Origin of the sequence: Streptococcus sp. 5905, from assembly GCF_013276505.1 — a bacterium.
Classification (GTDB): domain Bacteria; phylum Bacillota; class Bacilli; order Lactobacillales; family Streptococcaceae; genus Streptococcus.
Map to the genome: position 1 here is coordinate 13,541 of NZ_VMLC01000004.1, position 23,344 is coordinate 36,884.

General features: G+C 38.5%; 41 protein-coding genes and 1 pseudogene. 3 read left to right on the top strand and 39 right to left on the bottom strand.

Annotation, left to right across the window (positions count from 1 at the left end):
- Positions 1-62 precede the first annotated feature (62 nt).
- The 39 genes and pseudogenes from HT680_RS07555 to HT680_RS07740 all read right to left on the bottom strand — a co-directional run bounded on the left by HT680_RS07555 (position 63) and on the right by HT680_RS07740 (position 20,220).
- Positions 63-356, bottom strand: a complete 294-nt coding sequence (locus tag HT680_RS07555) for a hypothetical protein (RefSeq protein WP_007519106.1) — start codon at positions 354-356, stop codon at positions 63-65.
- A gap of 48 nt (positions 357-404) precedes the next feature.
- Entirely contained in the window at positions 405-989 is a 585-nt protein-coding gene (locus tag HT680_RS07560; RefSeq protein ID WP_173259400.1) for a major tail protein, read from the bottom strand.
- A gap of 22 nt (positions 990-1,011) precedes the next feature.
- Complete coding sequence (locus HT680_RS07565) at positions 1,012-1,392, bottom strand: hypothetical protein (RefSeq protein ID WP_173259402.1); 381 nt, start codon at positions 1,390-1,392, stop codon at positions 1,012-1,014.
- Positions 1,393-1,794, bottom strand: coding sequence for a hypothetical protein (locus tag HT680_RS07570; RefSeq protein ID WP_173259404.1), 402 nt, complete (start codon positions 1,792-1,794; stop codon positions 1,393-1,395).
- Complete coding sequence (locus tag HT680_RS07575) at positions 1,787-2,179, bottom strand: phage head-tail adapter protein (protein WP_173259406.1); 393 nt, start codon at positions 2,177-2,179, stop codon at positions 1,787-1,789. The genes HT680_RS07570 and HT680_RS07575 overlap by 8 nt, the downstream gene beginning before the upstream one ends.
- Positions 2,163-2,339 (bottom strand): hypothetical protein, encoded by a 177-nt coding sequence (locus tag HT680_RS07580; RefSeq protein WP_173259408.1) that lies wholly within the window; start codon positions 2,337-2,339, stop codon positions 2,163-2,165. The genes HT680_RS07575 and HT680_RS07580 overlap by 17 nt, the downstream gene beginning before the upstream one ends.
- Positions 2,332-2,622, bottom strand: a complete 291-nt coding sequence (locus HT680_RS07585) for a phage gp6-like head-tail connector protein (RefSeq protein ID WP_173259409.1) — start codon at positions 2,620-2,622, stop codon at positions 2,332-2,334. The genes HT680_RS07580 and HT680_RS07585 overlap by 8 nt, the downstream gene beginning before the upstream one ends.
- A gap of 15 nt (positions 2,623-2,637) precedes the next feature.
- The gene (locus HT680_RS07590) at positions 2,638-3,759 is read right to left on the bottom strand and encodes a phage major capsid protein (RefSeq protein ID WP_173259412.1); all 1,122 of its coding nucleotides are present in this window, start codon (positions 3,757-3,759) and stop codon (positions 2,638-2,640) included.
- Positions 3,760-3,775: 16 nt separating this feature from the next.
- The gene (locus HT680_RS07595) at positions 3,776-4,492 is read right to left on the bottom strand and encodes a head maturation protease, ClpP-related (protein WP_173259414.1); all 717 of its coding nucleotides are present in this window, start codon (positions 4,490-4,492) and stop codon (positions 3,776-3,778) included.
- A complete protein-coding gene (locus tag HT680_RS07600; RefSeq protein ID WP_173259415.1) occupies positions 4,473-5,624 on the bottom strand; it encodes a phage portal protein in 1,152 nt (383 codons plus the stop codon). Before HT680_RS07600 ends, HT680_RS07595 begins: the two co-directional genes overlap by 20 nt.
- 58 nt (positions 5,625-5,682) lie before the next feature.
- Positions 5,683-7,323, bottom strand: a complete 1,641-nt coding sequence (locus HT680_RS07605; protein ID WP_173259417.1) for a terminase TerL endonuclease subunit — start codon at positions 7,321-7,323, stop codon at positions 5,683-5,685.
- Positions 7,320-7,658 (bottom strand): hypothetical protein, encoded by a 339-nt coding sequence (locus HT680_RS07610; protein ID WP_000393461.1) that lies wholly within the window; start codon positions 7,656-7,658, stop codon positions 7,320-7,322. The genes HT680_RS07605 and HT680_RS07610 overlap by 4 nt, the downstream gene beginning before the upstream one ends.
- 107 nt (positions 7,659-7,765) lie before the next feature.
- Positions 7,766-8,083, bottom strand: a complete 318-nt coding sequence (locus tag HT680_RS07615; RefSeq protein ID WP_173259419.1) for an HNH endonuclease signature motif containing protein — start codon at positions 8,081-8,083, stop codon at positions 7,766-7,768.
- 340 nt (positions 8,084-8,423) lie between these two features.
- Positions 8,424-8,990 carry a tyrosine-type recombinase/integrase gene (locus tag HT680_RS07620; protein WP_173259421.1) on the bottom strand — a complete coding sequence of 189 codons (567 nt, stop codon included), beginning with the start codon at positions 8,988-8,990 and terminating at the stop codon, positions 8,424-8,426.
- 115 nt (positions 8,991-9,105) lie between these two features.
- Entirely contained in the window at positions 9,106-9,570 is a 465-nt protein-coding gene (locus HT680_RS07625) for a hypothetical protein (RefSeq protein ID WP_033585811.1), read from the bottom strand.
- Positions 9,552-9,905 (bottom strand): helix-turn-helix transcriptional regulator, encoded by a 354-nt coding sequence (locus tag HT680_RS07630; protein WP_173259423.1) that lies wholly within the window; start codon positions 9,903-9,905, stop codon positions 9,552-9,554. Before HT680_RS07630 ends, HT680_RS07625 begins: the two co-directional genes overlap by 19 nt.
- Before the next feature lies 1 nt (position 9,906).
- Positions 9,907-10,275, bottom strand: coding sequence for a hypothetical protein (locus HT680_RS07635; protein WP_173259425.1), 369 nt, complete (start codon positions 10,273-10,275; stop codon positions 9,907-9,909).
- Positions 10,272-10,658, bottom strand: coding sequence for a YopX family protein (locus HT680_RS07640; protein WP_173259427.1), 387 nt, complete (start codon positions 10,656-10,658; stop codon positions 10,272-10,274). Before HT680_RS07640 ends, HT680_RS07635 begins: the two co-directional genes overlap by 4 nt.
- Positions 10,659-10,670: 12 nt before the next feature.
- Positions 10,671-10,949 carry a hypothetical protein gene (locus HT680_RS07645; RefSeq protein WP_173259429.1) on the bottom strand — a complete coding sequence of 93 codons (279 nt, stop codon included), beginning with the start codon at positions 10,947-10,949 and terminating at the stop codon, positions 10,671-10,673.
- Positions 10,946-11,437 carry a MazG-like family protein gene (locus HT680_RS07650; protein WP_173259431.1) on the bottom strand — a complete coding sequence of 164 codons (492 nt, stop codon included), beginning with the start codon at positions 11,435-11,437 and terminating at the stop codon, positions 10,946-10,948. The genes HT680_RS07645 and HT680_RS07650 overlap by 4 nt, the downstream gene beginning before the upstream one ends.
- Before the next feature lie 10 nt (positions 11,438-11,447).
- On the bottom strand, positions 11,448-12,122 hold the full coding sequence (locus HT680_RS07655; RefSeq protein ID WP_173259432.1) for a DNA methyltransferase: 675 nt from the start codon (positions 12,120-12,122) through the stop codon (positions 11,448-11,450).
- Positions 12,123-12,131: 9 nt separating this feature from the next.
- Positions 12,132-13,127: a DNA cytosine methyltransferase gene (locus tag HT680_RS07660; protein WP_173259434.1), complete on the bottom strand. Its 996-nt coding sequence runs from the start codon at positions 13,125-13,127 to the stop codon at positions 12,132-12,134.
- 13 nt (positions 13,128-13,140) lie between these two features.
- Entirely contained in the window at positions 13,141-13,596 is a 456-nt protein-coding gene (locus HT680_RS07665; protein WP_173259436.1) for a hypothetical protein, read from the bottom strand.
- Positions 13,596-13,856: a DUF1372 family protein gene (locus HT680_RS07670; protein ID WP_173259438.1), complete on the bottom strand. Its 261-nt coding sequence runs from the start codon at positions 13,854-13,856 to the stop codon at positions 13,596-13,598. Before HT680_RS07670 ends, HT680_RS07665 begins: the two co-directional genes overlap by 1 nt.
- On the bottom strand, positions 13,853-14,074 hold the full coding sequence (locus HT680_RS07675) for a hypothetical protein (RefSeq protein WP_173259440.1): 222 nt from the start codon (positions 14,072-14,074) through the stop codon (positions 13,853-13,855). The genes HT680_RS07670 and HT680_RS07675 overlap by 4 nt, the downstream gene beginning before the upstream one ends.
- A 347-nt stretch (positions 14,075-14,421) precedes the next feature.
- On the bottom strand, positions 14,422-14,760 hold the full coding sequence (locus HT680_RS07680; protein ID WP_173259442.1) for a hypothetical protein: 339 nt from the start codon (positions 14,758-14,760) through the stop codon (positions 14,422-14,424).
- Positions 14,757-14,945, bottom strand: coding sequence for a topoisomerase (locus tag HT680_RS07685; RefSeq protein ID WP_173259444.1), 189 nt, complete (start codon positions 14,943-14,945; stop codon positions 14,757-14,759). The genes HT680_RS07680 and HT680_RS07685 overlap by 4 nt, the downstream gene beginning before the upstream one ends.
- Positions 14,945-15,232: a hypothetical protein gene (locus HT680_RS07690; RefSeq protein WP_070478275.1), complete on the bottom strand. Its 288-nt coding sequence runs from the start codon at positions 15,230-15,232 to the stop codon at positions 14,945-14,947. Before HT680_RS07690 ends, HT680_RS07685 begins: the two co-directional genes overlap by 1 nt.
- A gap of 25 nt (positions 15,233-15,257) precedes the next feature.
- On the bottom strand, positions 15,258-15,461 hold the full coding sequence (locus HT680_RS07695) for a hypothetical protein (RefSeq protein WP_070478278.1): 204 nt from the start codon (positions 15,459-15,461) through the stop codon (positions 15,258-15,260).
- Positions 15,461-15,973 (bottom strand): DUF1642 domain-containing protein, encoded by a 513-nt coding sequence (locus HT680_RS07700; protein ID WP_173259446.1) that lies wholly within the window; start codon positions 15,971-15,973, stop codon positions 15,461-15,463. Before HT680_RS07700 ends, HT680_RS07695 begins: the two co-directional genes overlap by 1 nt.
- A gap of 123 nt (positions 15,974-16,096) precedes the next feature.
- A pseudogene (locus HT680_RS09200) lies at positions 16,097-16,326 on the bottom strand (hypothetical protein).
- 14 nt (positions 16,327-16,340) lie between these two features.
- Positions 16,341-17,111: an ATP-binding protein gene (locus HT680_RS07705; RefSeq protein WP_173259448.1), complete on the bottom strand. Its 771-nt coding sequence runs from the start codon at positions 17,109-17,111 to the stop codon at positions 16,341-16,343.
- Entirely contained in the window at positions 17,105-17,263 is a 159-nt protein-coding gene (locus HT680_RS07710) for a hypothetical protein (RefSeq protein ID WP_173259451.1), read from the bottom strand. Before HT680_RS07710 ends, HT680_RS07705 begins: the two co-directional genes overlap by 7 nt.
- Entirely contained in the window at positions 17,251-18,069 is an 819-nt protein-coding gene (locus tag HT680_RS07715; protein WP_173259453.1) for a phage replisome organizer N-terminal domain-containing protein, read from the bottom strand. Before HT680_RS07715 ends, HT680_RS07710 begins: the two co-directional genes overlap by 13 nt.
- Positions 18,070-18,088: 19 nt before the next feature.
- A complete protein-coding gene (locus HT680_RS07720) occupies positions 18,089-18,517 on the bottom strand; it encodes a hypothetical protein (RefSeq protein WP_173259456.1) in 429 nt (142 codons plus the stop codon).
- Positions 18,518-18,527: 10 nt separating this feature from the next.
- Complete coding sequence (locus HT680_RS07725; RefSeq protein ID WP_169446816.1) at positions 18,528-18,818, bottom strand: hypothetical protein; 291 nt, start codon at positions 18,816-18,818, stop codon at positions 18,528-18,530.
- 98 nt (positions 18,819-18,916) lie between these two features.
- Positions 18,917-19,624 carry an ORF6C domain-containing protein gene (locus HT680_RS07730; protein WP_169446815.1) on the bottom strand — a complete coding sequence of 236 codons (708 nt, stop codon included), beginning with the start codon at positions 19,622-19,624 and terminating at the stop codon, positions 18,917-18,919.
- Positions 19,625-19,671: 47 nt separating this feature from the next.
- Positions 19,672-19,932 (bottom strand): hypothetical protein, encoded by a 261-nt coding sequence (locus HT680_RS07735; RefSeq protein WP_169446814.1) that lies wholly within the window; start codon positions 19,930-19,932, stop codon positions 19,672-19,674.
- Positions 19,933-20,013: 81 nt separating this feature from the next.
- On the bottom strand, positions 20,014-20,220 hold the full coding sequence (locus tag HT680_RS07740) for a helix-turn-helix transcriptional regulator (RefSeq protein ID WP_169446813.1): 207 nt from the start codon (positions 20,218-20,220) through the stop codon (positions 20,014-20,016).
- 174 nt (positions 20,221-20,394) lie between these two features.
- Here HT680_RS07740 and HT680_RS07745 point away from each other — a divergent pair, with 174 nt between their 5' ends.
- From HT680_RS07745 to HT680_RS07755, 3 genes are all read left to right on the top strand, one after another.
- Positions 20,395-21,150 (top strand): XRE family transcriptional regulator, encoded by a 756-nt coding sequence (locus HT680_RS07745; protein WP_169446812.1) that lies wholly within the window; start codon positions 20,395-20,397, stop codon positions 21,148-21,150.
- A gap of 15 nt (positions 21,151-21,165) precedes the next feature.
- The gene (locus HT680_RS07750; protein ID WP_169446811.1) at positions 21,166-21,939 is read left to right on the top strand and encodes a hypothetical protein; all 774 of its coding nucleotides are present in this window, start codon (positions 21,166-21,168) and stop codon (positions 21,937-21,939) included.
- A 160-nt stretch (positions 21,940-22,099) separates the two neighbouring features.
- Positions 22,100-23,245 (top strand): site-specific integrase, encoded by a 1,146-nt coding sequence (locus HT680_RS07755; protein ID WP_173259458.1) that lies wholly within the window; start codon positions 22,100-22,102, stop codon positions 23,243-23,245.
- Positions 23,246-23,344: the final 99 nt, after the last annotated feature.

Below are 23,344 nucleotides of genomic sequence, written 5' to 3' on the forward strand. Positions count from 1 at the left end.
ATATGGACCCTCAGTAGCTTGCTTGACAAATCCATAAAACCGTTTCAGCGCTTCACTTGGCTTTATTTTTTCTCCTTTGGGTCAACATCACCCACCAGATGAGAGTAGATGTCTGCAAATACCGCAAAAATATCCGCCATATCCGTGAATTTCAAAAGTTCTTCCACTTCCAAATCTTCAAACAATGAGGCGATAAATTCCAATTGCTTGTCTAATTTCTCTACCTCTGACACATCAGATGATAGTGCTTCATTGAGAATCAAGTAGTCACGATAGTCCTTAGTAGTAATTTCCTTACTAGTCTTTTGAACATCTTGCCCCTTTTCATTTTTAATTAAAAATTTAACCTTAGCCATATACTTTCCTTTCTAGAAAAAGATAAAAAGAGAGCTTGCGCCCTCTTCCTATCCTGCAGCAATCATTTTAAGCTGACCTTTGAATTTTTTGAGCTTGGTGTCATCCTTACCAATATATTTCACGTAGTAAAGACCTTCTGTTCCAGTGTCGTCGCTCGCGATTGCAGCAAAACTCAGGCTATCATCTGGAAGCTCTTCTTGCTTATCTTTAAGCGTTTCAAGCTCTTCGGCATCCATTGAAAACTGACCTTTAAAGAACCCTACCTGCGCCTGAGTTCCATTTGCAGTCTTAGATTCAAGCATGACTGAGCAGAATGGCGCAGTAGTGTCAGCACCGATACCAATGATTTCATCTTTCACTTGGTGTCCAAGGATCTTAGCCAATACCGTTGAAGGGATATCAATCGCAGTCATTTCCATCTTCACATCTCCCACACCACGGTTTGATACGTGGTAAGCAACATCACTACCGTATGTTTTTACCGGATCACTTGCAAGACCAGAAATTTTAGCAGTACGAGTCGCACCTTCACCAGTTTTACCTTCAATCACGAAAAGGTTTTGTCCAAGTGTCGGAGTAGCATTCCCATCCAACACACGAATTGTCATGCGTTTAAAACCAACTAATGCCATTTATAGCACCTCTTTCTTTAATTTAGTATTCTTCGTATAGACCACTCTGACCTTTGTAAGTTCGAGCATCTACATAGCGTTTGATTTCTGGAATCCATTCATCCAAACCACCACTGGTTTGATAAAATCCCTGGTTTTCCATAATCTTTTCAATTTTTCTTTGGAGTGTTTTGCACTCCATGTATTCAATAGACTCTACATTGACCTGATAGAGAAATGTCTTAGCCAGACTCGTATTACTACCATGAACCGCCTGCATAGGCGGACCGACTGGCTTGATAACGATACTTGGCTCATTATTTGGTAACGAGTCAGGACGTTTAAAAGATTTGATACTGATTCCAGCTAAAGACTCATCTTTTTTCAAAGTCTCATAGAGTTCATTGAACTTATCTTTAACCATCTAAAACCCCTCTATCTTCAAATGACTAGCGATTCTGTATTTGTATGTTTTAGCATGATCCTCTGAAAACCGTCTGATGACACCGAACCCCCTTGGATGTGGATTCTTACCATATCCAAATTCATTCAAGTGAACCAAACGCCAGCGAGAACCCTCACCAAAACCGATTTTCACAACAGGAACACCACTAGCAAGACCTGTCACACGTCCAGCAGTAGCACTTTCAATGGTTTCTCCAGTGTCTTTGTAGACCTGCAGAGCACCTTTGAACTCTTCCAGAGTCTCATTTGCGACTGCCTTCAAGGCTCGACTGGTAGCACGTTTGACCTTGTTATTACCAAGGTGTACCTCGATGTTTCTCAAAACATCGTCAAAGCCTCTCAATTCTGCTCCACTAGACATCTTGACCACCACCAATAACGACTATCAAAAAATCCCGATCGTCAAAATCAGGACGAACATCGATAATTTGCCATTTCTTGCCGCCTAGACGAATATCGCCAACTTCGACAAAATGCTCATTCTTTGGCTGATAATCAGACAAAGGATCTCGAATTTTCAAAGTCATCTTGGCTTGCATAGACTTACCAGTTGCAATCTCGATGTCTTTGAAACTAGGGGAGTAAACTTGGCCCATCGTAAAAAAAGCCTTTTCATGAGACACATCACGACCATGAAGCCCCTCCTCGACTTTAGAAGTATAGAAAGTCAAGGGGGTTCTCAGGTCTCCATTTTGAGCCTCAGGCTTTTTATATCGATAGCTAGGGCGATTAGTCTGATAGGACATCAGGTGTTGTTACTTCTGGTTGTTTTTCTGTCCATTCAACAAAGTCAGGTAGCTTTTTATTGATTTCATCAAAGCGCTCTTGTGTCGCTTCAAATTCTTGACCAGCAGAACGAAATACCCCTTCTTTGAGGTCATAGAAACCTTTTAAAACCTTAATCATGTTTTTCCTCCAATTTGTAATTTTCTAGTGATAATGCCATCAAATCCCCTTGAAAGTTCCCGTAGAAAAATTCAACTTGATCATTGTAGACATATCGAGCACGTTCTAAAATAAGCTCTCTCACTCGTGGATCAGCAGAGTCCTTACTACCGACCAGACTGAGGATAGCTGACTCAGAACTTTCCAACATTTTAGAGAGGTTGTTGTCCTCCCCGTTATGAAAAATCCTCATCCGCTCCTTGAAAGATTTAAGGAGTGGATGAAGTTGTTCTTCTGGAGTCATGGCTCAACTCCTAGATTAGGCTTGGGGAAGTTCTAGAGTCCAGACTGCCGCAGTCTTCTCATCGTGAGCCTTACCGTAAGCAAATTGCTTAGCAGTGTAGAGGTTCAAATCTTCCAAAGCATAGGTTTCTGTGTAGCGACCAAGTGAAATACCGCCACCGACAAAAGCATCATAGCGCCCTTTTACAAATGTAGTGACTTTACCAGCAGTCTGCGCCACGGATTCAACCAAGATAATGTTAAATGGCATCGCAGTGATAAAGACTCCTTGAGCGTTCAATGATGTGTATTGTTTCTTCACATCCCAAGCATCGGCTGTATTAACAACCATTACAAGGTTGCCTTCAACTGCGACTGGTGTCTTATTGTCGGCTTTTGTTGAGTGGTACTTGCATACTTTTGTCAATTCTTTGACTACGGTTGCTGAGTCAGCAAAAGTCAACTTAGCAGTTTGAGCTGTTTTTTCAGCATAAGTTGTCTTATTGCTTTCAACAGTCCCTGAGAGAGTACGAGAAAGACCGATGGGTTTGTTGTCCCCATCACCGTTCAAGAAAGCAGCTTCAAGAGCAGCCGCAAAGGCTTCTGTAATTTGTGCAGAAACAAATTTTTGCAACCAAGCTGGACCAAATTTTTCAGCATCTTTTGGAATTACAACGAAAGCAGTCAATTTGTGTTGAATTGCTTCTTCATCGTTGAATTCTTGTTTAAGTTGTCCTTCGATTTCTGAATTGATTTTACCCCAAACAGCTTGACCGGTTTGCTCTGATTTGAGGAATTTCAAACGGATACCAGCATTTTTAAGGCCAATATGTTGAAGGAGTGGACGTGCCATAACCATATCTTCAAAGATACGGTCGATCGTTTCTTGAGGGAAGAGTTTTTCAACTCCTTTAGGTGCAGCTTTATCAATATTGTTGAAGAACTCACGAGCTTCAGCAGTCAACTTAGCATCGTATGGATTCAAGGTTGAAACTTCTTCACGAGCAGCTTCACGAGCTTGAGCCATCATTTCATTGGTCATGGACTCGATCATGTCATTGTATAGCTTCGCTTGCTCTTCTTGAGGTGCACCATTTGCAACGGCATCCAAAAATGCCTGACGATTCTTTTCAAATTGGTTAGATAATTGCATTGTCATTCTGTTTTTTCCTTTCTTAAAACATAAAAAGACCGAACCCTTTAGGAACAGTCTTGTCTGTATTTTCATTTTGTTTTTCTGGTAGTTTGGCTTCTAGCTTATCAGCCACCAACTCAGCGATTTTATCGATATCTGGTGTCATTGCTGACCTCATTTTTTCGATAAAATCACTTGGGATCATAGGAGTTTCACTCGCTACCAGAGTCGGAGCGACTTCGTTTGTAAACATAATCTTGTCTACAAATCCATGATTCAAAGCTGACTCAGCATCAAACCAGGTAGTCTTGTTCATCAATCCAAGCAGGTCATCAAGTGCCTTGCCAGTCTTATGGACATAAGCGCTAGCGATAGACTTGTTAAACCCTTCTAGTACCCCAGCCTCATGAAGCAGAGTGTTATGGTCTCCGTTCACTTGCGTTGAAACGTTGTGGATCATGATTTGGGCGGTCGGACTGATTTCAACCGTATCTCCTGCCATTGCAATCACGCTTGCTGCGCTTGCTGCAATACCGACAATCTTCACGGTCACGTCGCCAGGATACGAGCGTAGAGCAGTATAGATTTCACTACCAGCATAGACATCTCCTCCTCCTGAATTGATATGAACTTCAATCGGTTCACCACTTTCAGGAAGGACGACATCTTTTGGAGCGGTAGCTTCCCAATCAAGCCAGTCATAAATCCATCGATCATCGTTAGAAATAATCGTACCCTTAATCGGAATTACTTTCATCTTCTTTCTCACCTCCTTTCTCTAACTGTTCACCAAGTTGATAGTTTTTGGTGATGAGGAATTTATCGCCACCAGGGACAGATTCTAAGCCAAGCTCAGAGCGCACCTCGTTTCGAGTCATTGCTCCAGAAGAAATAAGCTTATCAATGTTTTCAGCAAGTGCAAACTTATCTCTCTGACCTTCGCCGATGATTACAAATAGATGATTGCGCTCGTATTGCCGTCTTGATACCAAGGCGAAATTAAGCCCATCACTCATTTTCTTAACAAGTGATTGGTAGCAATAACTATTAAACATCTTTTGGCTATTTTCCATATTGGCCATGTCGCCATGAATTAAAGCTGTTGGAATCCCTAAGACGTCAGCGACCTCATCATCAAATTGCCGACGAAGTTTCTTCAACTCATCAACAGAAATATTTGAAGTTCCTGTTGTATTCGTATGCTCAGAATATTCCATTCCATCTTGAGCTGGAACAATGGCAATCGTCTTGGTGCTAAATGATTTAAAGAGACCATCAGCATATGATTGGAGTTTATCACGCATCTGCTTATCAAAACTCCCATTGTTTTTGGTTTTCAGAGTTCCTCTGATTTGATTATTCCTAGCCAAGGCCTCGACCAAACGAGTGTGCAACTTCTCGTAATCAGCAAATAAGTCAGAAATATAATCTTGCAGTCGATTATTGTTGTACTGTAAGAAAATGACTTCACTCATCCGAAAACGCTTCTCAAACGTGAAACCTCTACAAGTTACAAACTCAAACACATCATCATAAACAGCATATTTAGTCCGTGTATAAGAGTCAGCAACAAGCAACTGATCATCAGTTGTAAGAAAGATTAGGACCTCATTCTTAGTAATCAACCTGTATACGACCTTTTGCCAAAACTCTGACGCAGATTCATTCTTGTTCGGCCTTACATTCAGCAAGTAGTCCCAATCAGAAGACTTAGCCTTACCATTTTCTTGATACTTAAATTCTGACTTAGCAAAAATTCGAGCGATGAACTCGGCTGACTTATCAATCGCTAAGCTTTTGAGTTGCAGATTTCCAAACATCCGCTCAAGATCCTCGAACTCAAACCCAACCTCTGGCACTTCACGCTTAAATAAATTCAGTAACCCCAATGCACTTCCTCCTTTCTGTTAATTTCTGCCGACCACCCACCCAAAATTTATGCTTAGATTAAAAATCCCAACTATCAATCATGTCAAGGAATTCCCCAACATTCGACTCTTGCACAAGCTCTCGCTTGTAGAGAGCAGCTATCAAAGCATGGAATCCATCTGTCTTTCTTCTGACAGGCTCTTTCTTCAAGAAACGCTTATTGCCATCCTTGTCCTCTTTGACGTAGGTATTATCCGTATACCAAATCATAGAGTTGTCATTTTCAAAGATAAACCGCTCATTCGCAAATCCATCTTCGATAATCGGCGCAACCTTAGACTGAATTGCCCCTGGATTCCGTAAGAACTCATATTCAAACCCAGCCTCTTCTAAAAGCGGTTTTAACAAATCCATTCTGAAACCATCAGCACATACAAGTTCAATCTGGTAAAGTTTGCTCCATTCGACCAGCTTAGCAATCAAAAGCCGTGGATCAATACTAGGACCGTCCACAATCGTAAACAAGCCTCTGTCTGCCCATTCCTGAATAGGGGCTTTTAGCTTGAAAGCTTTCAAGAATGCTTTTCGCGCAAATGAATGTTGTTTCCAGATGAACTCATCCCCATTCTTAAATAGCAAACCAACACTTGCAAAGTCTCGGATACTCGCATAGTCAAACCCAGCCACACATGACCGACCTTTCAAGTCGATACCAGGAGACCGCAAACAAGCAACTAGCTTTTCTCGAGAGGTAACATCTTTCTCAAGGTCCGCTTCAGGAAGGTTCATCCGTTTTGTCATGAACTCCTGACGGCCAGACGGTTCTAGCTCAAGGTCATCATAGTCAGCCTTAGTTCTCGCAAGAAGCCTTTTGGCGTAAGGAGTGCTTTCATCCAACATCGGATTTGCCTTTGGCCAGTTCTTCATGTCGTCCACTTCATCCGCACTGTCTAACTTGCAGATGAAAGGAAATAGCCTGAAATCATCAACCTCTCCATTCAAGATTTGCATAGACTTCTCTATCAGCTTGTCGTAAAATCCCTCGCGCACATATCCATTAGTCCCGTTGTAGAATGTTCGAGCATGAGCAATCTTACCAAGACCAGACCTTTGAACCTTCACAGCCTTATCATCTTCAAACTGGTGAATTTCATCAAACTCTAGACAGCCATCACGAGCTGAGTCCATGGTCTTCGGATTATTCGTCCGAAAAGAAAAGACCGAGTTGTTAGCTCGACCTGTGATAGACATTTTAGTTAGATAAAAATGGTCCTCGAGACCACGCCTTTGGATAGTCTCATACACTTCCTCAAAAGAGACCTTCCCTTGTTTCTCAGAGTTAGCAGTGATAGTCACATCATAATCTCTGATGGGATAGATAGGGCTGATAAAAAAACCATCCCTCGCAGACATAAAACCATTCTTACCACCTCCACGAGCAAGGGTGTATAGATATTCGTCAAAGTGTGGCTCCCCGTCCTCCTTCCGAAAAAGAAAAATGAACGGAACTAAAAAAAGCTGGTACTTGGCCAAAGGGAAAAAGTTCTTTTCTGTAAACCGAATGAACTTGTCAATCAAGTCATTATCAAAATACAAATCATCACGAGGATAGATTTTCTCTTTGATGATTTTAAACAGCAACTTTCTTTCTTCGTTGACGACGATTTCTCCACGCTCGGCCATTTTGATATATTCATCAACCAACGGATGAGAAATCATAACAGATCACTTCCAGACGTCGGTTTCTCAACAGGAGAGTTTTCAACCTCAAAATCAAACGACCGCTCAATAGCTAAAAGCTGATTGCTTGTTGTGTTGATTTCCTTGATGAGAGAATTCGCTTTTTGGAATCTCTGTTGCCCATTGTGAACCGTGATGACCAATCCGTCTTCATGAAGTTTGGCTTTCAGCTCATAGAGCAGTCTGACGAGATAAAGATAACGATTCACTTTTTCGTACTGGATCGCATCCTTTTTTCTAGGACTAAAATAGCCGATTTTCGAAAGTAGCTGATTTTCTAATTCTTTTATATTTTTTTCTGAGTATTCTTCCATTACCCCCCACCCCCTTTAATTTTTTGTTAAAAATTTGGACAGTTAACCCCTCCCACCGGTTCCCAAAACCTTAAAAACACTGGATTTTTTTGACCGGGGGGGTGTTGTCATCCCCAAAATTCGTCTATTCTAAAATTTTTCTCAATCAATTTTTTTGATTTTCGAAATTGAAAACGGCCGTGACGTTTATTGTGACATTCCTTACAAAGAGTTCTTAGGTTGTCGAGATCAAGAGCGAATTCTGGATAGAACTCTAGTTCCTTGATGTGGTCAACCTCTAGGTTCTCTGTTGTAACTTTGCCTTCTTCTCTGCACCAAACGCATTCGTTATGATCACGTTCAAGTGCAAGTTTACGAAGTTCTCTCCATTCGCTGGAATTATAAAACTCTGTTCGGTCTGCTCTAGTTGCAACTTCTATTTTCAAAAGATTACCCTCTTGATTTCCAAAAGAGTTTAGCAAAATCGTCAGAACTAATTAAGGTTTGCTTAGCTGCTTTTTGGAATCGCATAATAGATTCTTTAGTTTGAGAGTCAAGAAAGTATTCTCTGTTATCTCTACCTCGTATCTTGTAAATCAATTCTCGTATTAAACCTAACATACTTTTGTAAACCTCACTATTTTCACTCTCTCAATTCCTTGTTTTACATATTCTAATGAATTCGCTACATGAGTTTTAACTCAGATTTATCAAGCGTTTATCCTGCATACATAAAATGAAATCATCATAACCTCAAAACAATGAATTGATAGTAAAATAAAAAAATTAAAAGCCCTGAAACTTCGTCATGGCTCGGTCTTGTGAATCTTGATTTTTGCCGATATATCGTAGTGAGATGCTCTGGCTTGAGTGGTTCAGTAGGTCCATTATCAGAGCGACATCCTTGGTTTGTTCGTACATGAATAAACCAAAGGTCTTTCTCATCGAGTGAGTAGCTATGTTTTCTAGACCAACTTCTTCAGCAGCTCTCTTTATGATCTTGTAAGCTGTATTTGGTTTTATGTGCTGATGCTTTCCGTTTCGGCTTGGAAAGAGGAAGTCTTCATCTTTCTTATCTTTGATATACTGCCTCATAGCATTCTTGAATTTCTTTGGCATCTTTCGCTTAGTCGGCTTGTCTGTCTTTTCATCGACAATCTGGACATGCCAGCCTTTAACGTGCTTTACTTTCATTTTAACGATATCACCAATACGAAATCCCAGATTAACACCAGAAAGGAAGAGCATGAGGTTACGTTGTCTATCTGATTCTTTGACTGCGCTATGCAACGTCAGCCATTCAATCATAAGCTGAACATCATCTCTATTTCTGATTGGTTCAACAACTACCACATATCCTCACCTCCTTTTTTAATGCACAAAAAAGCAGAGGTTTCCTCTCTGCTATTCTTCATGATACTAATTTACCACATTGTTTTTGTCAATTCTATATGTTTTTTTGACAACTTTACATAAAGAGCAAATTTGAAAGTGTATCGAGAATCACTTCACGTCTTCTGTAAATCTGCTTGCTGTGTCTATATAAGTACCCAGTTTCTCCGTTCTCCATGATGTGCCAAACTTGAATCCAGTCGTATCCAGTATGTTCCCCCCAGCGAAGATAAAAGATTTTTTTGTCATCTGGTTCTAGATTCTCTAGTAATTGGGAAATAGCGTTTTGGAGATTTTCTAATCTTAAAATCATAGGATCGCTTGCATAAGCAACTGCTAGATTCTCTGACCTGTTGACGAATGTCCCACTGCCACTTGCTCCAGTATCATCAATACCAGGAACAGTAAGATGTTTAACCTCGTACAATCGTTCCAACTCATGCCTTCGTTGACCGATGAGTTTGTCAATCTTTAAATATTTATCATCGAGTTCAAACTCGAGATAATCTCTTCGTGCTTTTGTTAAGTTCTTTTTGACCAAACCTTACCTCCCATGTATTTTTTGGATTTAACCCATTTGATAATCTTACCGTCGTTGTTGTTATTGTGATAATTCGGCAGTCTTGCTGTTGGACTTTCTTTATAGACAACTTTTTCGACTACCTGGATTGCAGGCATCATTTCATCATCTATCCACCCAACTAACCAAGCAGGATTTACATCGTAAGTTTTAGCAATCATTTCAATTTGCTTAATGGATGGATATCCACCTCTCTCATACAAGTGAATTGTGTTTTGAGAAACACCCGTATCCCTAGCCATATCTTTGACAGAGAGCCCTAGGTCCTCTCTAAGTTCTTTCAATCTTAGCTGCATGCTATGAACCTCCTTTCTGAGTAACTATTTTGTTAAATTCTTCTAGACAAATGCTTGACCAAATAAAACGATTGATTTCTAAAAGCTTATCGCTCCCCATTTTTTCAATTCTTTGATAAAGCCTGATTTTAAATAATGCTTGCTTTTGTTTCGAAAACCTAGTTTCTTTTACTGGCAATGTTGCTGCAAATAATAATGTTTCACCATAAGCGCGAATTACACATTTTGCTAATATCTCACTATTATCCCCTTCCCTAATTACAATTGATACATTAATTGTTTCGTATTTTATAACCTCAATCAGACCAAGTCTGTCTTGTTTGCTGTTTGTGTTTTGAAAACCTGAATATGGGTATTTTTTAGGTTTCATTCCTTGTCCTCCAAAAGTTCTGAGTTTTCGTAGATGTTTCCGATAACTTCTCTATTTCTAGCCACGTTACACAATCGCTCAAAATTGTTGTAACTAATCAAACTATTCGTCCACATCCCTAAATCAGATCTGTATTCGACTACACCATTCAACAATCCATCTTTTGTGCCAAGGACATCCCCCTCAAAGATTTCTTTACCATCCTTGTCACAAAGTCCTGTTGATTGCATGAGTTCGATTTCGTCAAACTCAACTGATATTTCTGTGCATCTTTCAGTATCTCCCTGCTGGTAGATGTCTACGAACTTGCTGTCGAATGAAATATTAGTAACATCGCACATCCATTTCAATGACTTCATCCACGCTCTAAATCTTGGTATCATACCAAATCCTCCTTAAATAAACAAACTAGCTAGCCAAATAAAAAATGCACATGTAATAATTTTTGAAATACCACTCTTTATAGAATATAAAAATTCCTCTTCAGATACTTTTTTGCTAGATGACACAGGAAAAATGAAAGATAGTAGCATATCCATCCCAAAAGCTTGCCAAACTGTAATTCTACCAACCGGAACGATCGTTGTGATAATTTCATTCCATCCATACTGAACCACGAACGGTGATGCAACGATTACAAATACAAACCCTAAAATAATTCCTAATTTTTTCATTTTAAATCCTCCTCTTTCACGAACACTCCATCAATCATCTTGCCCTTGCGGTCCTTGATAGCATCATAAGCAATCTGCAAGCAACTGTCTGCGTCCGTCTTATTAAATAACGAAACAGAACTAATCACGCTATCGAGAAACATCAAGTCAGACTTAATCAGAGGCATCTGCGTCTCATTATGACAGATATGAGCGTATAGTTTCTGAGCGATATTGCCCAAGCTAGAAACCATCAATAGCAATTCAAGTTCCTGTTGATTGGCTGAAATCTGAGCACCATTCTTAATCTGTTGCTCAAGACCAATCAATACGACTTGAATATCACCAAGCGCATCATAAATCAGCTCAGATTTGTCCTTTGCAATTCCCTCAAACAATTCTCCTTGCTCTTCCATCAGCTTCAAGAACTGCTTGACCGGATTTGCTTCATGTAAGTTACGGTCAACAAACCATTGTTGAACCTTGTTTTCTAATTCTGTGTTGTTCATATTCTTCTCCTTAAAATAATTTTATTTGATTCTCATAAGTATCAAGTCTCTGTTTGGCATGGTTAAAGATTCTTTTGTCAAGCTCGCAACCGACATACTCAAAACCTAACTCCTGACAAGCAATCAAGCTACTTGCTGAACCGACATGAGTATCAAGAATCTTATCTCCAGCTTTTGCGTAGTTTTGCAGCAACCAAAGATAAAGATTGATGGGTTTTTGAGTTGGATGAATTCTAACCTCATTCAAAGCCTTGTTTCCTTGCTGGATATGTCCTTCAGATATTGACTTCCCTTGCATCATACCGTTCCACATATAGCGAAACATCCGTGTACTATCATGTAAACTGCAGTACGCTATCTCACAATCTGAGAAACTTGACTGGCCATTAACTTTATCCCACACAATTCGACCGGGCCCAAAAGAGTAGTTGAAGTAGTTCACACCCCAAATGATTTGATTTTTTGAAACTCTAAAAAGTTCATCAAAATAATCTCCATTTGGAATTTGCCACTCTGAGGTTTCGCCATACAGTCTGCTTACACCTATTGGACTGACTTTTCGTCCGTAAAATTTTCTTTTTTCTGGTCCGGAAAAATACGGTGGATCAACAATAGCTAAATCAAAATAGTTGTCAGGATATCTTTTCATGACGTCCATGCAATCTTCGTTAAGAAATAATTTCAAGTCATCACCTCATTCCAATTCTTTTGCTATTGCAGCGATAACATTGACTGTCACGCTGTTTCCTGCTTGCTTGTATAGTTGACTGTTGCTGTTTACTTCTTGAGCTTTATCAAAAGCCCAATCTGGAAAACCTTGTAACCTCCAGCATTCACGAGGTGTTAGCTTTCTAATCCTAAAATCAGGATCAACCACGCCTTGACTCTCTCCAGTTAAGAGAGTATTTGCTATCTTCTTACCTACTCGCCCTCTGCGTGTTTTAGAGTTAGGGTGTGACAAATTCACGCTATCCCCAACCTCTGCTTCTGCTCCATTCATCCCATTTCCTGAAGGATGGATGTTTCCGATGGACCTCACTTTCTGCGATTCACTTTCAATAATGTATGACCCGACCCCTTGACTGTTTGGGTATCTGGTTGTAAGGGTATTTGTTGACTGTTCTTGATGTTTATCAACTTTTCTGCCAGTGCCTGAGAGAGGAAAAATTCTTCTGGTACGTTCTCCTCTAAGATGTCCGATAATGAACACACGTTCGCGATTTTGGGGGACTCCAAAATTTTTGCTGTTAATATTTTGCCATTCCACATTGTACCCCAGTTCATCCAAGGCTCCGAGGATGGTCTCAAATGTAGCTCCTCCGTCATGGTTGAGAAGTCCTTTGACGTTCTCAAGGAATAAATATCGAGGTCTGAGAATAGATGCGAACCGTGCAATTTCAAAAAACAAAGTTCCTCGTGTATCCTCAAAACCTCGTCTGTTTCCTGCAATTGAGAAAGCCTGGCACGGAAATCCTCCACAGATAATGTCCACACGTCCGATCCTTCGAATAGACTCATCTGATACTGCTGTGATGTCATGTAGTTCAATTTCTCCCCTCGTGTCGTGTATAGCCTTATAACTAGCTCTTGCGAATTTGTCAATCTCACAAAATCCTATACATTCATGCCCAGCCGACTCCATTCCGAGCCTAAAACCTCCAATGCCAGCGAATAAATCTAGAAATTTCAAATCCTCACCTCATTTATTTATTGATTCTTGGTAAAATTTCATTCACAATGAATATATAATTTTGGGCTAGAGTTATTTTTAAAACAATCGAAGTAATCCATAACATTAAAATTACACTTGATGTAATAAAATTAATTTTTATAACGGGTACATAAGTTTCCCTAGCCTGAGCGATTAACTCTCCTTTGTACTCTTCTTTTGTTTTGCCTTTAGGAACATCCCAACCACTAATATATGCAGTATCGTAGCGAAAGTTCATAACCAAGAAAAATACTAAAAGAATAACAGAAACGAACAACGCTGCAAACGAAACAGTTTCAAGTAAACTAAATATATCATGCATCATTTTTTCCTTAATGATCATCTCATAAATCTGTGGGGCATTCCCTTTAAATGTTTCAAGTAAAGAATTCACTTCCTCGACTGTCATATTTAGCATTTTAGCTAAAGCTTTTAAAATATCGTCCATTATAGTAACACCTCATCCCCAACTCTTACCTTGTCATACACGTCCTTCTTAACCACGAACACCCCGTAATCACGAATCGTTATCGTGTATAACTTGCCGTGCTGTCCTTTATCGACGACCTTACCAAATATTTCGGCGCCTTGATTATCAGCCTTATAGATAACCATAGGCTTCTTCTCTTCCAAATCTCGAATCCTGTCCATCTGCCAGATGTTCAATCCAGCAGATAGTAGAATCCAGATAGCTATGAATCGTTTCATGTGCCCCCTCCTGAAAAATTGTTTGCAAAATTCTGCTGTTCTGTGTTAATTAGTTTATATTTATAATTTATCAAAGGGTTCGTGGTATCATTTACCAAATCGAGTTTCAAAATAATTCCATCTACTTTTGAAGCCCTACTACTCCTTATTTTTAAATCATGCCCGTTCGCAATATGTTCAAGATCGTTCTTAGATAAGAATATTTCAAGCATGCTCATCACTCCACCTCCTCATCGTATGGTATATCTCCATTTGATAAGTATTTAGATTCAATCATTAAGAAATCGTTGACACATTGCTGACTACAGAAGCAATTTTCAACATCGTTAAATAACGCAAGAATAACATGATTCTCTTGCACTACCAGAAACTCATCTTCGATTTCTTTGCAACAATTCGAACACTCATAACTCATCACTCAACCTCCTTGCTCTTAATTTCTCCAGTAAGTCTATTTACTAAAATATGACTTGTATAACAAATATCATTTTTATATGTATAGTGATCAACGGTTTCTTCAACCCATTGACTTCGTGTGTACGGGTATCTGTTTGGTCGCTTCATGTTACCACCTCACATATAAGTATTTTGTATCGATGTCTTGTCTTAAAATACAATCTCTCAATGATCTCAAATCTTCTAACGCACTGCTGACTGTTCCCCATTTGTTCTCGGGCTCATACTGGATATACTTTTCAGGGTACTGTTCCAATTCTGAGATACCACGTTGAATGTTTTCAAAAATCTGAGCAACATTGTAGATAGTACCTTGTTTGAAATCCCAATCCATAGCGATCCTGAACATTCTTCCAAGATTGTAAGTCGGAGAACTATTTTCAGGTTCATCTATGCAAATATAACCTCCGCTTTCTATTTTTCCTAAGATTTCCAAATCATAACTCATCTACCTGACTCCTCCGCAGCATACTGCAACCATACTAGGCACTCGTATAGATCCCTTGCTTGCCTTTTGATGTTGCTTAATGATTGACTGCTCAATTTATCATCATTTTGTAAGACTTCTATCTTGAGATTTGAAATAGCAGCAGACAATTCTTTTTCTTTTTTAAAATTTTCACTACATGACATCACTCCACCTCCTTGATATCATCTTTTCCGATATCAATAACCTCTTCAAGATATTCCTTTGAACACCAGTCGTATTCAACGCATTGTCTAATAAATCTTTTTTTATAAAAACAATGCTCTATGTATGCGATCGGGAATAGCAAAGCAATAAAAGGTGAACATATAATCAAAAATAAATAAATAGCACTTGCACAGATTCTTGAGTCTGCAATGTATTCATAAAAATCTACTAAATCTTTTATTTTTTTAAAATGCCTGATAAAAATAATATAGTTCTTTCTTTTCATTTCGTTACTTCCTCATAAAAATTTTTCATATACTTTTATAAAACAAAGCCCTTTTAACTCGAAGTAACGAACTTCTAGTTACTTGTAGCATACGTGGAATTAGAGCATCATGAGCTTTAAAACGTATTAACTCCTTTTCAAAATCCACATAGGCCACTTCATCAACATCTATAAATTCTTCAACCAAACCATCATTCGTGATTACATCTACAACTACACTTCCAAACATCACTCCACCTCCTGAACTTCCAGACCCTCACAATCAAACACCCAACTCATACCATTTTCTTCTAGATCAGTTTTAGTATGATATCCTGAGTAGAATACTCCATCATAGCTAGAGAAAATATAATCTTCATCTTCCGTGTGATAGTACAACTTTTGTCCACTCGATTTCAGAGTTACAATATATTTCTTCTCTTTCTCTACCTCGTAGCCGTCAAGCCAAGCACGAGCGAAAAGTTCTTGATTCTCTGAGTTGTCAACCCAGCTATTAACTTTCTCCGGCGTGTATAAGAGAGCTGTAAGTAACCTTTTCTCTTTTGCTTTACATTCCTCAATCCAATCCGCCACAAACTTCGGAATTGTGGCTTTCTCCTGTTCAATCGATTTATAAATGAAGTTCTCGTCTATACTTACGGTTTCTCCACTAACTAACTGAATTATCTTCTCTCTAGTTCCTAATGTATCGATTCGAAAACCAACTTCATATCCCTCAATATAAACTTTGTCTTTATTCATTTTCCAATTCCTCCTACTTGTTTCTAAAAATCCAGCTCTTGCCCCTCATGGCTCAAAGACACAAGAGCTAGCAAATTCTTTATACGCCATTCGTCCAAGTCTGACGCATATTCTAGCTCGCTTTTAACGTGGTTCGCGGCACGTTGATTTTGTCGCTAAGTAATAGAATCTATCGCACCATAATCAAAACGTACATTGTCTTTTCCAATATGCTTCTTGAATTTTGGTCTGGTGATAGCTGAGAAAGCCCATTGATGCTCTTTCATCCGTTCAATAAGTTCATCCACATTGTTAAAACTTCCAAGAAAAAACTTGCAGTGCCCGTTGTAGACGAAATAAAGATTCAATAACAAGAGACACCACCTTTCTAAAAGTACTCTTTCCTTTTATTTTTCAAGTCATTAAATACCATCAGATGATCATTGTCTACGCCCTTCATCAATCGACTCATAAACGGCCGACCATATCGTTTCTGAATTTCTTGTGCAGTCAGATTGGTCGTGATAACAGTATTGGCCCTTTTATTAAGAATGTTGTACAGAATACTGAAAGACCACTCACTGTCTTTCTCCATCCCAAGATCATCCAAGACCAAAAACTTTGCACTAGCAATTTTATTGACCAGGAACTCTTCCTGACTAAAGTCCGCCTTGATTTTCATCAGTAAGTCAGTGACATTGATAAAGATAGCAATTTCTTTTGTAGCTTCTGATAAATCTTTCATCATGGCAAAAGCAAGATGGCTTTTACCTGTTCCAGCTTCTCCTTGAAAAACAATATTGTTCCTAGCACCCTCGGACCACTCCCGACAAATCCTCTTTGCAAAAGCCAGCTTTTGCGCTTCTTTTTCAGTCGGTGTGTCGAAGTTGTCAAGAGTAGCATTTTTCAGGACATCATCATAGAGAGAGAATTTCTCAAGATAAAACCTCCGCTCTCGCTCATGCTCTGCATCAGCCAGCTCATTGACCTTTATTTGATTATCGGCATGGATTCGTTCCGATTCACACAAACGACAAACAATATCATTTGTCCGGAGGATTTTAATCAATGGAATGCCGTGCTTGTCGCAAATTTCATCCTGCTGTTCAGTGTTTCTCAGATAGGACAAAGCCGTTTCTTCCAGTGCATTAGTTACCATGATACCTTACCTCCGCAAGCCTGCCAGCTGGCCATATCTGACAAGCAGGCTATGACAGTAGAGAGAGGTTGTTTTACAAGCAGTGACCTTTTTTCATCGCTGATAGGGTAAAACTCCTCTTCAAATTGATTGATAACTTCTAAAATCCCCATTCGTCCTTAGCCCCCTGTTCTGATTGATTCCCACGAGAAGTAGTAAATCCCTTTGACTTGTTAAAGTTTGATTGTTCTGCTTCTTGTTGTACAGTAGTCTTGATGCCATTTTGCGCCCAATTCTTCAAAATACTATTTACATATCCAAAACTTCGTTTTGAATTATCAGCGGCCTTGTCAATTGCAAGTTTTACTAATTCACACTCCATATGATCAAATCTAATGTAGTCAAGTAGTTGTTCAAATTGTTTACCATCAAGCACCCCGATACGAGATTGATAATATTCAGCAATAGCAGCAGGAGAATTGTCCTTTGCGGAATCTATCTCTTTTATATCTCTATTCTCTTTTTCTATCTTTATCTCTATCTCTGGTGCCTGTTCGTCCGACATTTGTCCGGACAAATGTCCCAAAAATTTTTGACCTTTTTCTAAAGCGATTTTTCGTCTATATTCTCGCTTTCTATCAGCCTCGGTATTTGATGAACCAATAAAATTTTGGATATCAAGCATGTAGATGGCACCGTTGTCTAATACCTCAATCAATCCCATCTCTTTAAATATCCCGACCGACTTTTCAACGACTGCAACTGGTTGTCTAGTAATTGTTGATAGCATCTGTGCATTATAAGGTATGCGGTCATTAAACATTAATTTGCCATTGTTTTTAAGGCTTCTAAGATAAAGTTTTAGTAGAATGTTTGAATAAAGTATCCCGTCTGGCATGCTTTCAAGGATTGCTATATCGTCGTTATCAAAAAAATTGTCTCGCAATTTTAAGTAATAATATTTTTTATTGTCAGACATAGTTACCTCCTTAGCAGCATCATGCCCTAGCTCCCCATTTCCGATTATTTCTCCGGAAATCCATAGTCATTTCTTGATAAAGTAAGCGACCATTTTCAACTAAAAGCTCGGCATTTTGCTTTCTTAGAAGTTCATTATTACTTGCTTCTTCCTGAAAATCATAGGCAAGTCTATCATAGTCTTCGATGCATGCTCTAAAAACTTGTGGTACATCCTCAATCGATGAAGCAAGACCTATAGGTGGTTGGGTGTCATAGGTAGACTTTCTGTCACACATTCTCAGGTTTCTTCGAGCAACTTCCCTGAAATCTTCTGTTTCTTCAATAATGACCACTACATTTTGCTTATCCGATTTTTCATTTTTAGCCGTAAGCACGATTAGGATAAACATCCCAATGAAAATCACTGCTAAGCCAAGCAATTGGCTTGATAAAGTTGGTTCTGTCATTTTGTTCTCCTTACGCTCTTAATTTTCGTACTTGTTTTTCTAACTCTAAAATCTCATAAACATCATTGACATCGTACATAATATCTTTCCCTTGCTTACGAAATCTTAATCCTTTACGTTCTAACTTCTTAATATAGCCATGAGTAAAGCCAAACTTCTTCATCAAAGCCTGTTGATTGATTGGCATACGATCATTCTCTAACTGCTCCTTGACCTGCTTTTTAGCAAAGGCCAATAATTGATTCGTGAACAATTCAGCACTTTCGCCGTCCAATCGTAATTGTAACGTTATTCCTTCCATTTTCTACATCCTCTCAACTATGCGGGCAAGCATTTTTGTGATATAATGGTTTTAATTATTTAAGTATGCGCCTGATTGCTGTCAGGTGCTTTTTTGCTCTACAATGCATAAGCGTTCAGTTCCATAATCTTCATCTTAGTATTGGTACTTGGTTCCCAAGTCATCCAATAGGCCAATGCGGCTTCTGCAAACTTTTTAGGTAGCAAATCATAGCGACTGATGTTGAAGTGGTCCTTGAAATCAATCTCAGCTTGTCTAAATACTGATTGAGCAAAAATCTTATCAGCATAAGCAGGACTGTCAATACCACCTAAGCAAGCAACGACCCGAGCCTTGCGCTTCTTCAGTAGCGATTGAGCATAGCTCGGATGAATCGGTTGCTCACTCTTGAGATAGTCGATATCTTCCAGCATGCTAGTCTGTTGCTCACGCAACTTCTTCTGCCCAGTGAATAGAGCAATAAAGGCATCCTCGTCCAAATCCTCTCGGATAAATCCACCCTGTTTGCGAATAGCTGGTAAGACCTCAGATGTTACCCAACGCTTGAACTCTCTGGCTTGAGGTAACTTGCTGGATAAGATAAGAGAGTAGAGACCAGATTCGTTGATAACTGTCTGATTTCTCATTTGACCTGCCGTCGCGATTTGCGACGTTAGCTTATCATCTTCATCAACGTGTTTTGCCAGAGCATCTCTTGAATTTACATATCCAAGAATCTCTGCTATATCTTTCCCGACAAACCACGGCTCGTCATCAAACATCACTGTACGGACTTCCCGCCCGTGAAAGTTAAAAATTTCGTTCATAATATTCCTTTCTAAATTTGATATAATGTAAATAAAACTCGCCAAAACTATTTAAGTAAAGTATTTTTAAACGACTGTTTGACAGATACTATATGAGATGCTTCACGGTTATTTATATAATCAACCTGAATAAGTGTCTCTGGTACTTCATCTTTCTTTGTCTCCCAAATTATCTTGATACCTTGAAGACCAATATCTTCTGCTTGAAAATCAATCCCGTTCAAAATAACTCGTGGAATACTAGAGTCGCTATCTATCTTAATTTCTAAATTTTGAATTGGTAGTGATTTTTTTGATGGTTTACTCATATCCCTCTCCTACTCTAGGACATTACTGCCAACTACCAATCGTTTAACTGCGTTGTTCATAGTGCTCCTTTTATATTACGGTTAAACCGCAATATCGTGTAAAAAAATAATGTCATCAATAGACACATCAAAAGTAGTAGCGATTTGATAAGCTTGGGTTACAGTAGGTTCTGTTTTTCCTCGCTCCCAATTTCCCCAAGTGTCAACAGAGACGTCAATAGCCTCTGCTGCGTCCACTTGTCGCCAGTTCTTTAGAGTTCGCAATGTTTTAAGAGTCATTTTTGGCATGTTGCTGTCCTTTCTATCATTTTTTTATAATTGACTAGCTCAACTATAACTACATTATAATGCGGTTAAACCGCAATGTCAAGTGTTTTTTGCGTTTTTCCCGTATTTTTTTATTTTTTTCTTTACTTTTTTGCGTTTTTGCCGTAATATATACTATATAAAGGAGCGATAAAAATGAGCAATAATAAAAGTAAAGAAATTTTTTCTGCGAACTTAGAGAATTTGATGAGTAGCAAAGGGATTGATAGAAATAAGCTCTGTTCTGATCTCGGATTGAAGTACACTACTGTAAGAGATTGGTTAAAAGGCATAACTTATCCTCGGATAGGAAAGATCGAATTACTTGCGGACTATTTTGGAGTTAATAAATCAGACTTGATAGAGGATAAAACTCAGGAAGTAAATGAGCTAAAAATCCCCACATCCCCATTGATTCATAAAATCACTGAAAAAGTTGTCAAGCTATCAACTCCGAGAAAACAAAAGGTTCTTAACTACGCTAACGAACAATTGAAAGAGCAAAATAATAAAGTAATCACAATTGAGGAAAAGCTTTTTGAATACCGTGTTTTTGAAAAACTATCAGCTGGTACTGGTTTTTCATACTTCAACGATGGGAACTATGATACTGTTTTTTATGATAAAGACCTAGACCACGATTTTGCTTCTTGGGTTTTCGGAGACTCAATGGAACCTAAATTCCAAAACGGAGAGGTTGTCCTCATAAAAGAGACTGGTTTTGATTATGACGGAGCGGTTTATGCCGTTGATTGGGACGGTCAAACGTATATTAAAAAGGTTTATCGTGAACCTGATGGATTGCGTTTAGTCTCCCTTAATCCAAAATATAAAGATAAGTTCGCACCATTTGAAGAAGATCCTAGAATTATTGGAAAAATTGTCGGAAACTTCATGCCATCTGAAAATTAAGGTCAAGGTGCTTATATGTCTACTACTCTTACTGAAAAGGAAATCAAAGTACTAATAGACGAACACAGAAAAACAATTAGTAAACTGGAAAATCAAAGGTCTTTAATAGCCTTTTTGGTCTTGCTGACTTTAATATCTGTTTTTCTGCTTGGTATCGTTGGAAATATACTACTAACAATTTTCTCTTTTATTATCGGCAGTTTAGTTATTCTCTTTTTGATTGGTGTTTTTCCTAGGCAATCTAATACTGATCAACTAGAGTATGAAATTGAAGAGCTGAATAAACTATTGGTTGTTCAAATAGAAGACAGAATAAAAAAACAGGAGATTGACGAGAGAACTATTTATGATGTTATTCTCAAAGTGAAAGGAATATCTTATCGCCAAGAAGCTTTCTCAGATTTATGTCAAGAACTTATAAGAGAATCAGATGATACCCCTTATTTAGGATATACTTCTAAAGAAATTAAAGAGGAATTAATTTTTGGAGGAAGATTTTATAAATACTTGCCTTTTAAAATTCCAGATGTAGAGTTTATCCCTGAATTTGATAATAAATTTGACCCTAATGCAGTTAAAATTGTGGTTCGAGGTTATCACTTAGGCTATGTCACTAAGTCCAAAAATAGAAAGGTATTAAGATTAACCGTAGATCCAAATAATGAAGTTATCAAAAATGCTGAAATTTATGGCGGTGATTACAAAGATATTAATCCGGATAGTGGTAGACTTCGTACAGTTAAGGATTCATTCAAGATACGAATTAAGTTGAAAGTCTTAAAAAAATAAAAAATCCCCACACTCTCCGACGGCCATCTTTGAGTGTGAGGTTTCAACCTTCCATGTGGCAAGCAATGGAAAGGATGATAAAAAAATACAACTATAGTTTATCATAAGTTCTACACCTTTTCAACTATGCGGGCAAGCAATCGAAAAGAAAGGACTTTTTATGATAAAAAAATACATTACCAAAAAAGGAGAGACTAGATATCTCTTTCAAACATACCTGGGCATAGACCCTGCAACTGGAAAAGAAAAACGCACAACACGCCGTGGTTTTAGAACCATCAAAGAAGCTAAGGCTGCCGAACGTGATCTTCTCTTAGATATTGAAGAGAATGGTTTTTCAAACAATGAAGATTTCCAGAACCCTACTTTTGCTGAAGTCGCTGAGTTATGGCTTGATAGCTATAAAAGCACTGTAAAACCAACAACATATCAGAACGTTAAGAAAAAACTTAATGTTATGATTGACTCATATTTTACAGATATGAAGATTCAGCAAATCAGTGTAGCTTATTGTCAAAAGGTTGCTATCAAGTTAAGTAATCGCTATATCCTATATGCTAATTACTACTCTGTCATCAGCCGTATTTTCAAGTATGCCGCTTCTCTTGACATCATTAAGTCAAATCCCTTAGACAAGATTATCAAGCCTAAAAATAAACCCTTAAAGGGCAAAGAAAACTACTATACAAAACAGGAACTAACGGAGTTCCTTAAAGTTTACAAAGCAAATTGTAAGTCAGTAGACTATACCTTTTTTCACTTACTCGCTTTTTCCGGATTGAGAACTGGAGAAGCAATCGGCCTCATGTGGTCAGATGTTGACTTTGAAAATAAACGGTTAAGCATTTCTCGCACGGCTGTCGTGATTGGCAAAAAACAAACTGTCCAGGATCCTAAAACCAAAAGGAGTAAGAGGGTTATCACCTTAGATGATGAAACTCTGAATGTTTTGAAACTCTGGAAACGACAGCAAATAAAAGAATATTTCCAAGCTGGTGTGCCTTACAAACATGATTCGAATTATATCTTTACGAATAATAGTGGGGGATGGCTTTTAGCTGCAACTATGAAAGTGAAACTTAGCAGATTCTTTTGTAAACACAAAGATCTTAAAAAAATTTCGCCTCACGGTTTTAGGCATACACACGCTTCTCTTCTGTTTGAAGCTGGTGTTACAGCGAAAATCATTTCAGATAGACTCGGTCACAATAATGTTCAAATCACCCTTGATATGTATACCCACATCAATGATAATCAACGTGTTGAAGTCGTTGACCAGTTCATGGATTTCATCCGCTCCAGCTAAAAGTAAAGTCGTATTCAATCTCGTATTCACTTTTGCTTAACATGCTAGAAGTCCACTGTTTTCAAAGGATTAGCAAGCTATGTACTATTTATGGTATAA

What these genes read in the sequence shown, in the direction of transcription:
- HT680_RS07555 (WP_007519106.1), bottom strand. Translation starts at nt 356, where the DNA reads ATGGCTAAGGTTAAATTTTTAATTAAAAATGAAAAGGGGCAAGATGTT.
- HT680_RS07560 (WP_173259400.1), bottom strand. Translation starts at nt 989, where the DNA reads ATGGCATTAGTTGGTTTTAAACGCATGACAATTCGTGTGTTGGATGGG.
- HT680_RS07565 (WP_173259402.1), bottom strand. Translation starts at nt 1,392, where the DNA reads ATGGTTAAAGATAAGTTCAATGAACTCTATGAGACTTTGAAAAAAGAT.
- HT680_RS07570 (WP_173259404.1), bottom strand. Translation starts at nt 1,794, where the DNA reads ATGTCTAGTGGAGCAGAATTGAGAGGCTTTGACGATGTTTTGAGAAAC.
- HT680_RS07575 (WP_173259406.1), bottom strand. Translation starts at nt 2,179, where the DNA reads ATGTCCTATCAGACTAATCGCCCTAGCTATCGATATAAAAAGCCTGAG.
- HT680_RS07580 (WP_173259408.1), bottom strand. Translation starts at nt 2,339, where the DNA reads ATGATTAAGGTTTTAAAAGGTTTCTATGACCTCAAAGAAGGGGTATTT.
- HT680_RS07585 (WP_173259409.1), bottom strand. Translation starts at nt 2,622, where the DNA reads ATGACTCCAGAAGAACAACTTCATCCACTCCTTAAATCTTTCAAGGAG.
- HT680_RS07590 (WP_173259412.1), bottom strand. Translation starts at nt 3,759, where the DNA reads ATGACAATGCAATTATCTAACCAATTTGAAAAGAATCGTCAGGCATTT.
- HT680_RS07595 (WP_173259414.1), bottom strand. Translation starts at nt 4,492, where the DNA reads ATGAAAGTAATTCCGATTAAGGGTACGATTATTTCTAACGATGATCGA.
- HT680_RS07605 (WP_173259417.1), bottom strand. Translation starts at nt 7,323, where the DNA reads ATGATTTCTCATCCGTTGGTTGATGAATATATCAAAATGGCCGAGCGT.
- HT680_RS07610 (WP_000393461.1), bottom strand. Translation starts at nt 7,658, where the DNA reads ATGGAAGAATACTCAGAAAAAAATATAAAAGAATTAGAAAATCAGCTA.
- HT680_RS07630 (WP_173259423.1), bottom strand. Translation starts at nt 9,905, where the DNA reads ATGCAGCTAAGATTGAAAGAACTTAGAGAGGACCTAGGGCTCTCTGTC.
- HT680_RS07635 (WP_173259425.1), bottom strand. Translation starts at nt 10,275, where the DNA reads ATGAAACCTAAAAAATACCCATATTCAGGTTTTCAAAACACAAACAGC.
- HT680_RS07640 (WP_173259427.1), bottom strand. Translation starts at nt 10,658, where the DNA reads ATGATACCAAGATTTAGAGCGTGGATGAAGTCATTGAAATGGATGTGC.
- HT680_RS07645 (WP_173259429.1), bottom strand. Translation starts at nt 10,949, where the DNA reads ATGAAAAAATTAGGAATTATTTTAGGGTTTGTATTTGTAATCGTTGCA.
- HT680_RS07650 (WP_173259431.1), bottom strand. Translation starts at nt 11,437, where the DNA reads ATGAACAACACAGAATTAGAAAACAAGGTTCAACAATGGTTTGTTGAC.
- HT680_RS07665 (WP_173259436.1), bottom strand. Translation starts at nt 13,596, where the DNA reads ATGGACGATATTTTAAAAGCTTTAGCTAAAATGCTAAATATGACAGTC.
- HT680_RS07670 (WP_173259438.1), bottom strand. Translation starts at nt 13,856, where the DNA reads ATGAAACGATTCATAGCTATCTGGATTCTACTATCTGCTGGATTGAAC.
- HT680_RS07675 (WP_173259440.1), bottom strand. Translation starts at nt 14,074, where the DNA reads ATGAGCATGCTTGAAATATTCTTATCTAAGAACGATCTTGAACATATT.
- HT680_RS07680 (WP_173259442.1), bottom strand. Translation starts at nt 14,760, where the DNA reads ATGAGTTATGATTTGGAAATCTTAGGAAAAATAGAAAGCGGAGGTTAT.
- HT680_RS07685 (WP_173259444.1), bottom strand. Translation starts at nt 14,945, where the DNA reads ATGTCATGTAGTGAAAATTTTAAAAAAGAAAAAGAATTGTCTGCTGCT.
- HT680_RS07690 (WP_070478275.1), bottom strand. Translation starts at nt 15,232, where the DNA reads ATGAAAAGAAAGAACTATATTATTTTTATCAGGCATTTTAAAAAAATA.
- HT680_RS07695 (WP_070478278.1), bottom strand. Translation starts at nt 15,461, where the DNA reads ATGTTTGGAAGTGTAGTTGTAGATGTAATCACGAATGATGGTTTGGTT.
- HT680_RS07700 (WP_173259446.1), bottom strand. Translation starts at nt 15,973, where the DNA reads ATGAATAAAGACAAAGTTTATATTGAGGGATATGAAGTTGGTTTTCGA.
- HT680_RS07705 (WP_173259448.1), bottom strand. Translation starts at nt 17,111, where the DNA reads ATGGTAACTAATGCACTGGAAGAAACGGCTTTGTCCTATCTGAGAAAC.
- HT680_RS07710 (WP_173259451.1), bottom strand. Translation starts at nt 17,263, where the DNA reads ATGGGGATTTTAGAAGTTATCAATCAATTTGAAGAGGAGTTTTACCCT.
- HT680_RS07715 (WP_173259453.1), bottom strand. Translation starts at nt 18,069, where the DNA reads ATGTCTGACAATAAAAAATATTATTACTTAAAATTGCGAGACAATTTT.
- HT680_RS07720 (WP_173259456.1), bottom strand. Translation starts at nt 18,517, where the DNA reads ATGACAGAACCAACTTTATCAAGCCAATTGCTTGGCTTAGCAGTGATT.
- HT680_RS07725 (WP_169446816.1), bottom strand. Translation starts at nt 18,818, where the DNA reads ATGGAAGGAATAACGTTACAATTACGATTGGACGGCGAAAGTGCTGAA.
- HT680_RS07730 (WP_169446815.1), bottom strand. Translation starts at nt 19,624, where the DNA reads ATGAACGAAATTTTTAACTTTCACGGGCGGGAAGTCCGTACAGTGATG.
- HT680_RS07735 (WP_169446814.1), bottom strand. Translation starts at nt 19,932, where the DNA reads ATGAGTAAACCATCAAAAAAATCACTACCAATTCAAAATTTAGAAATT.
- HT680_RS07740 (WP_169446813.1), bottom strand. Translation starts at nt 20,220, where the DNA reads ATGCCAAAAATGACTCTTAAAACATTGCGAACTCTAAAGAACTGGCGA.
- HT680_RS07745 (WP_169446812.1), top strand. Translation starts at nt 20,395, where the DNA reads ATGAGCAATAATAAAAGTAAAGAAATTTTTTCTGCGAACTTAGAGAAT.
- HT680_RS07750 (WP_169446811.1), top strand. Translation starts at nt 21,166, where the DNA reads ATGTCTACTACTCTTACTGAAAAGGAAATCAAAGTACTAATAGACGAA.
- HT680_RS07755 (WP_173259458.1), top strand. Translation starts at nt 22,100, where the DNA reads ATGATAAAAAAATACATTACCAAAAAAGGAGAGACTAGATATCTCTTT.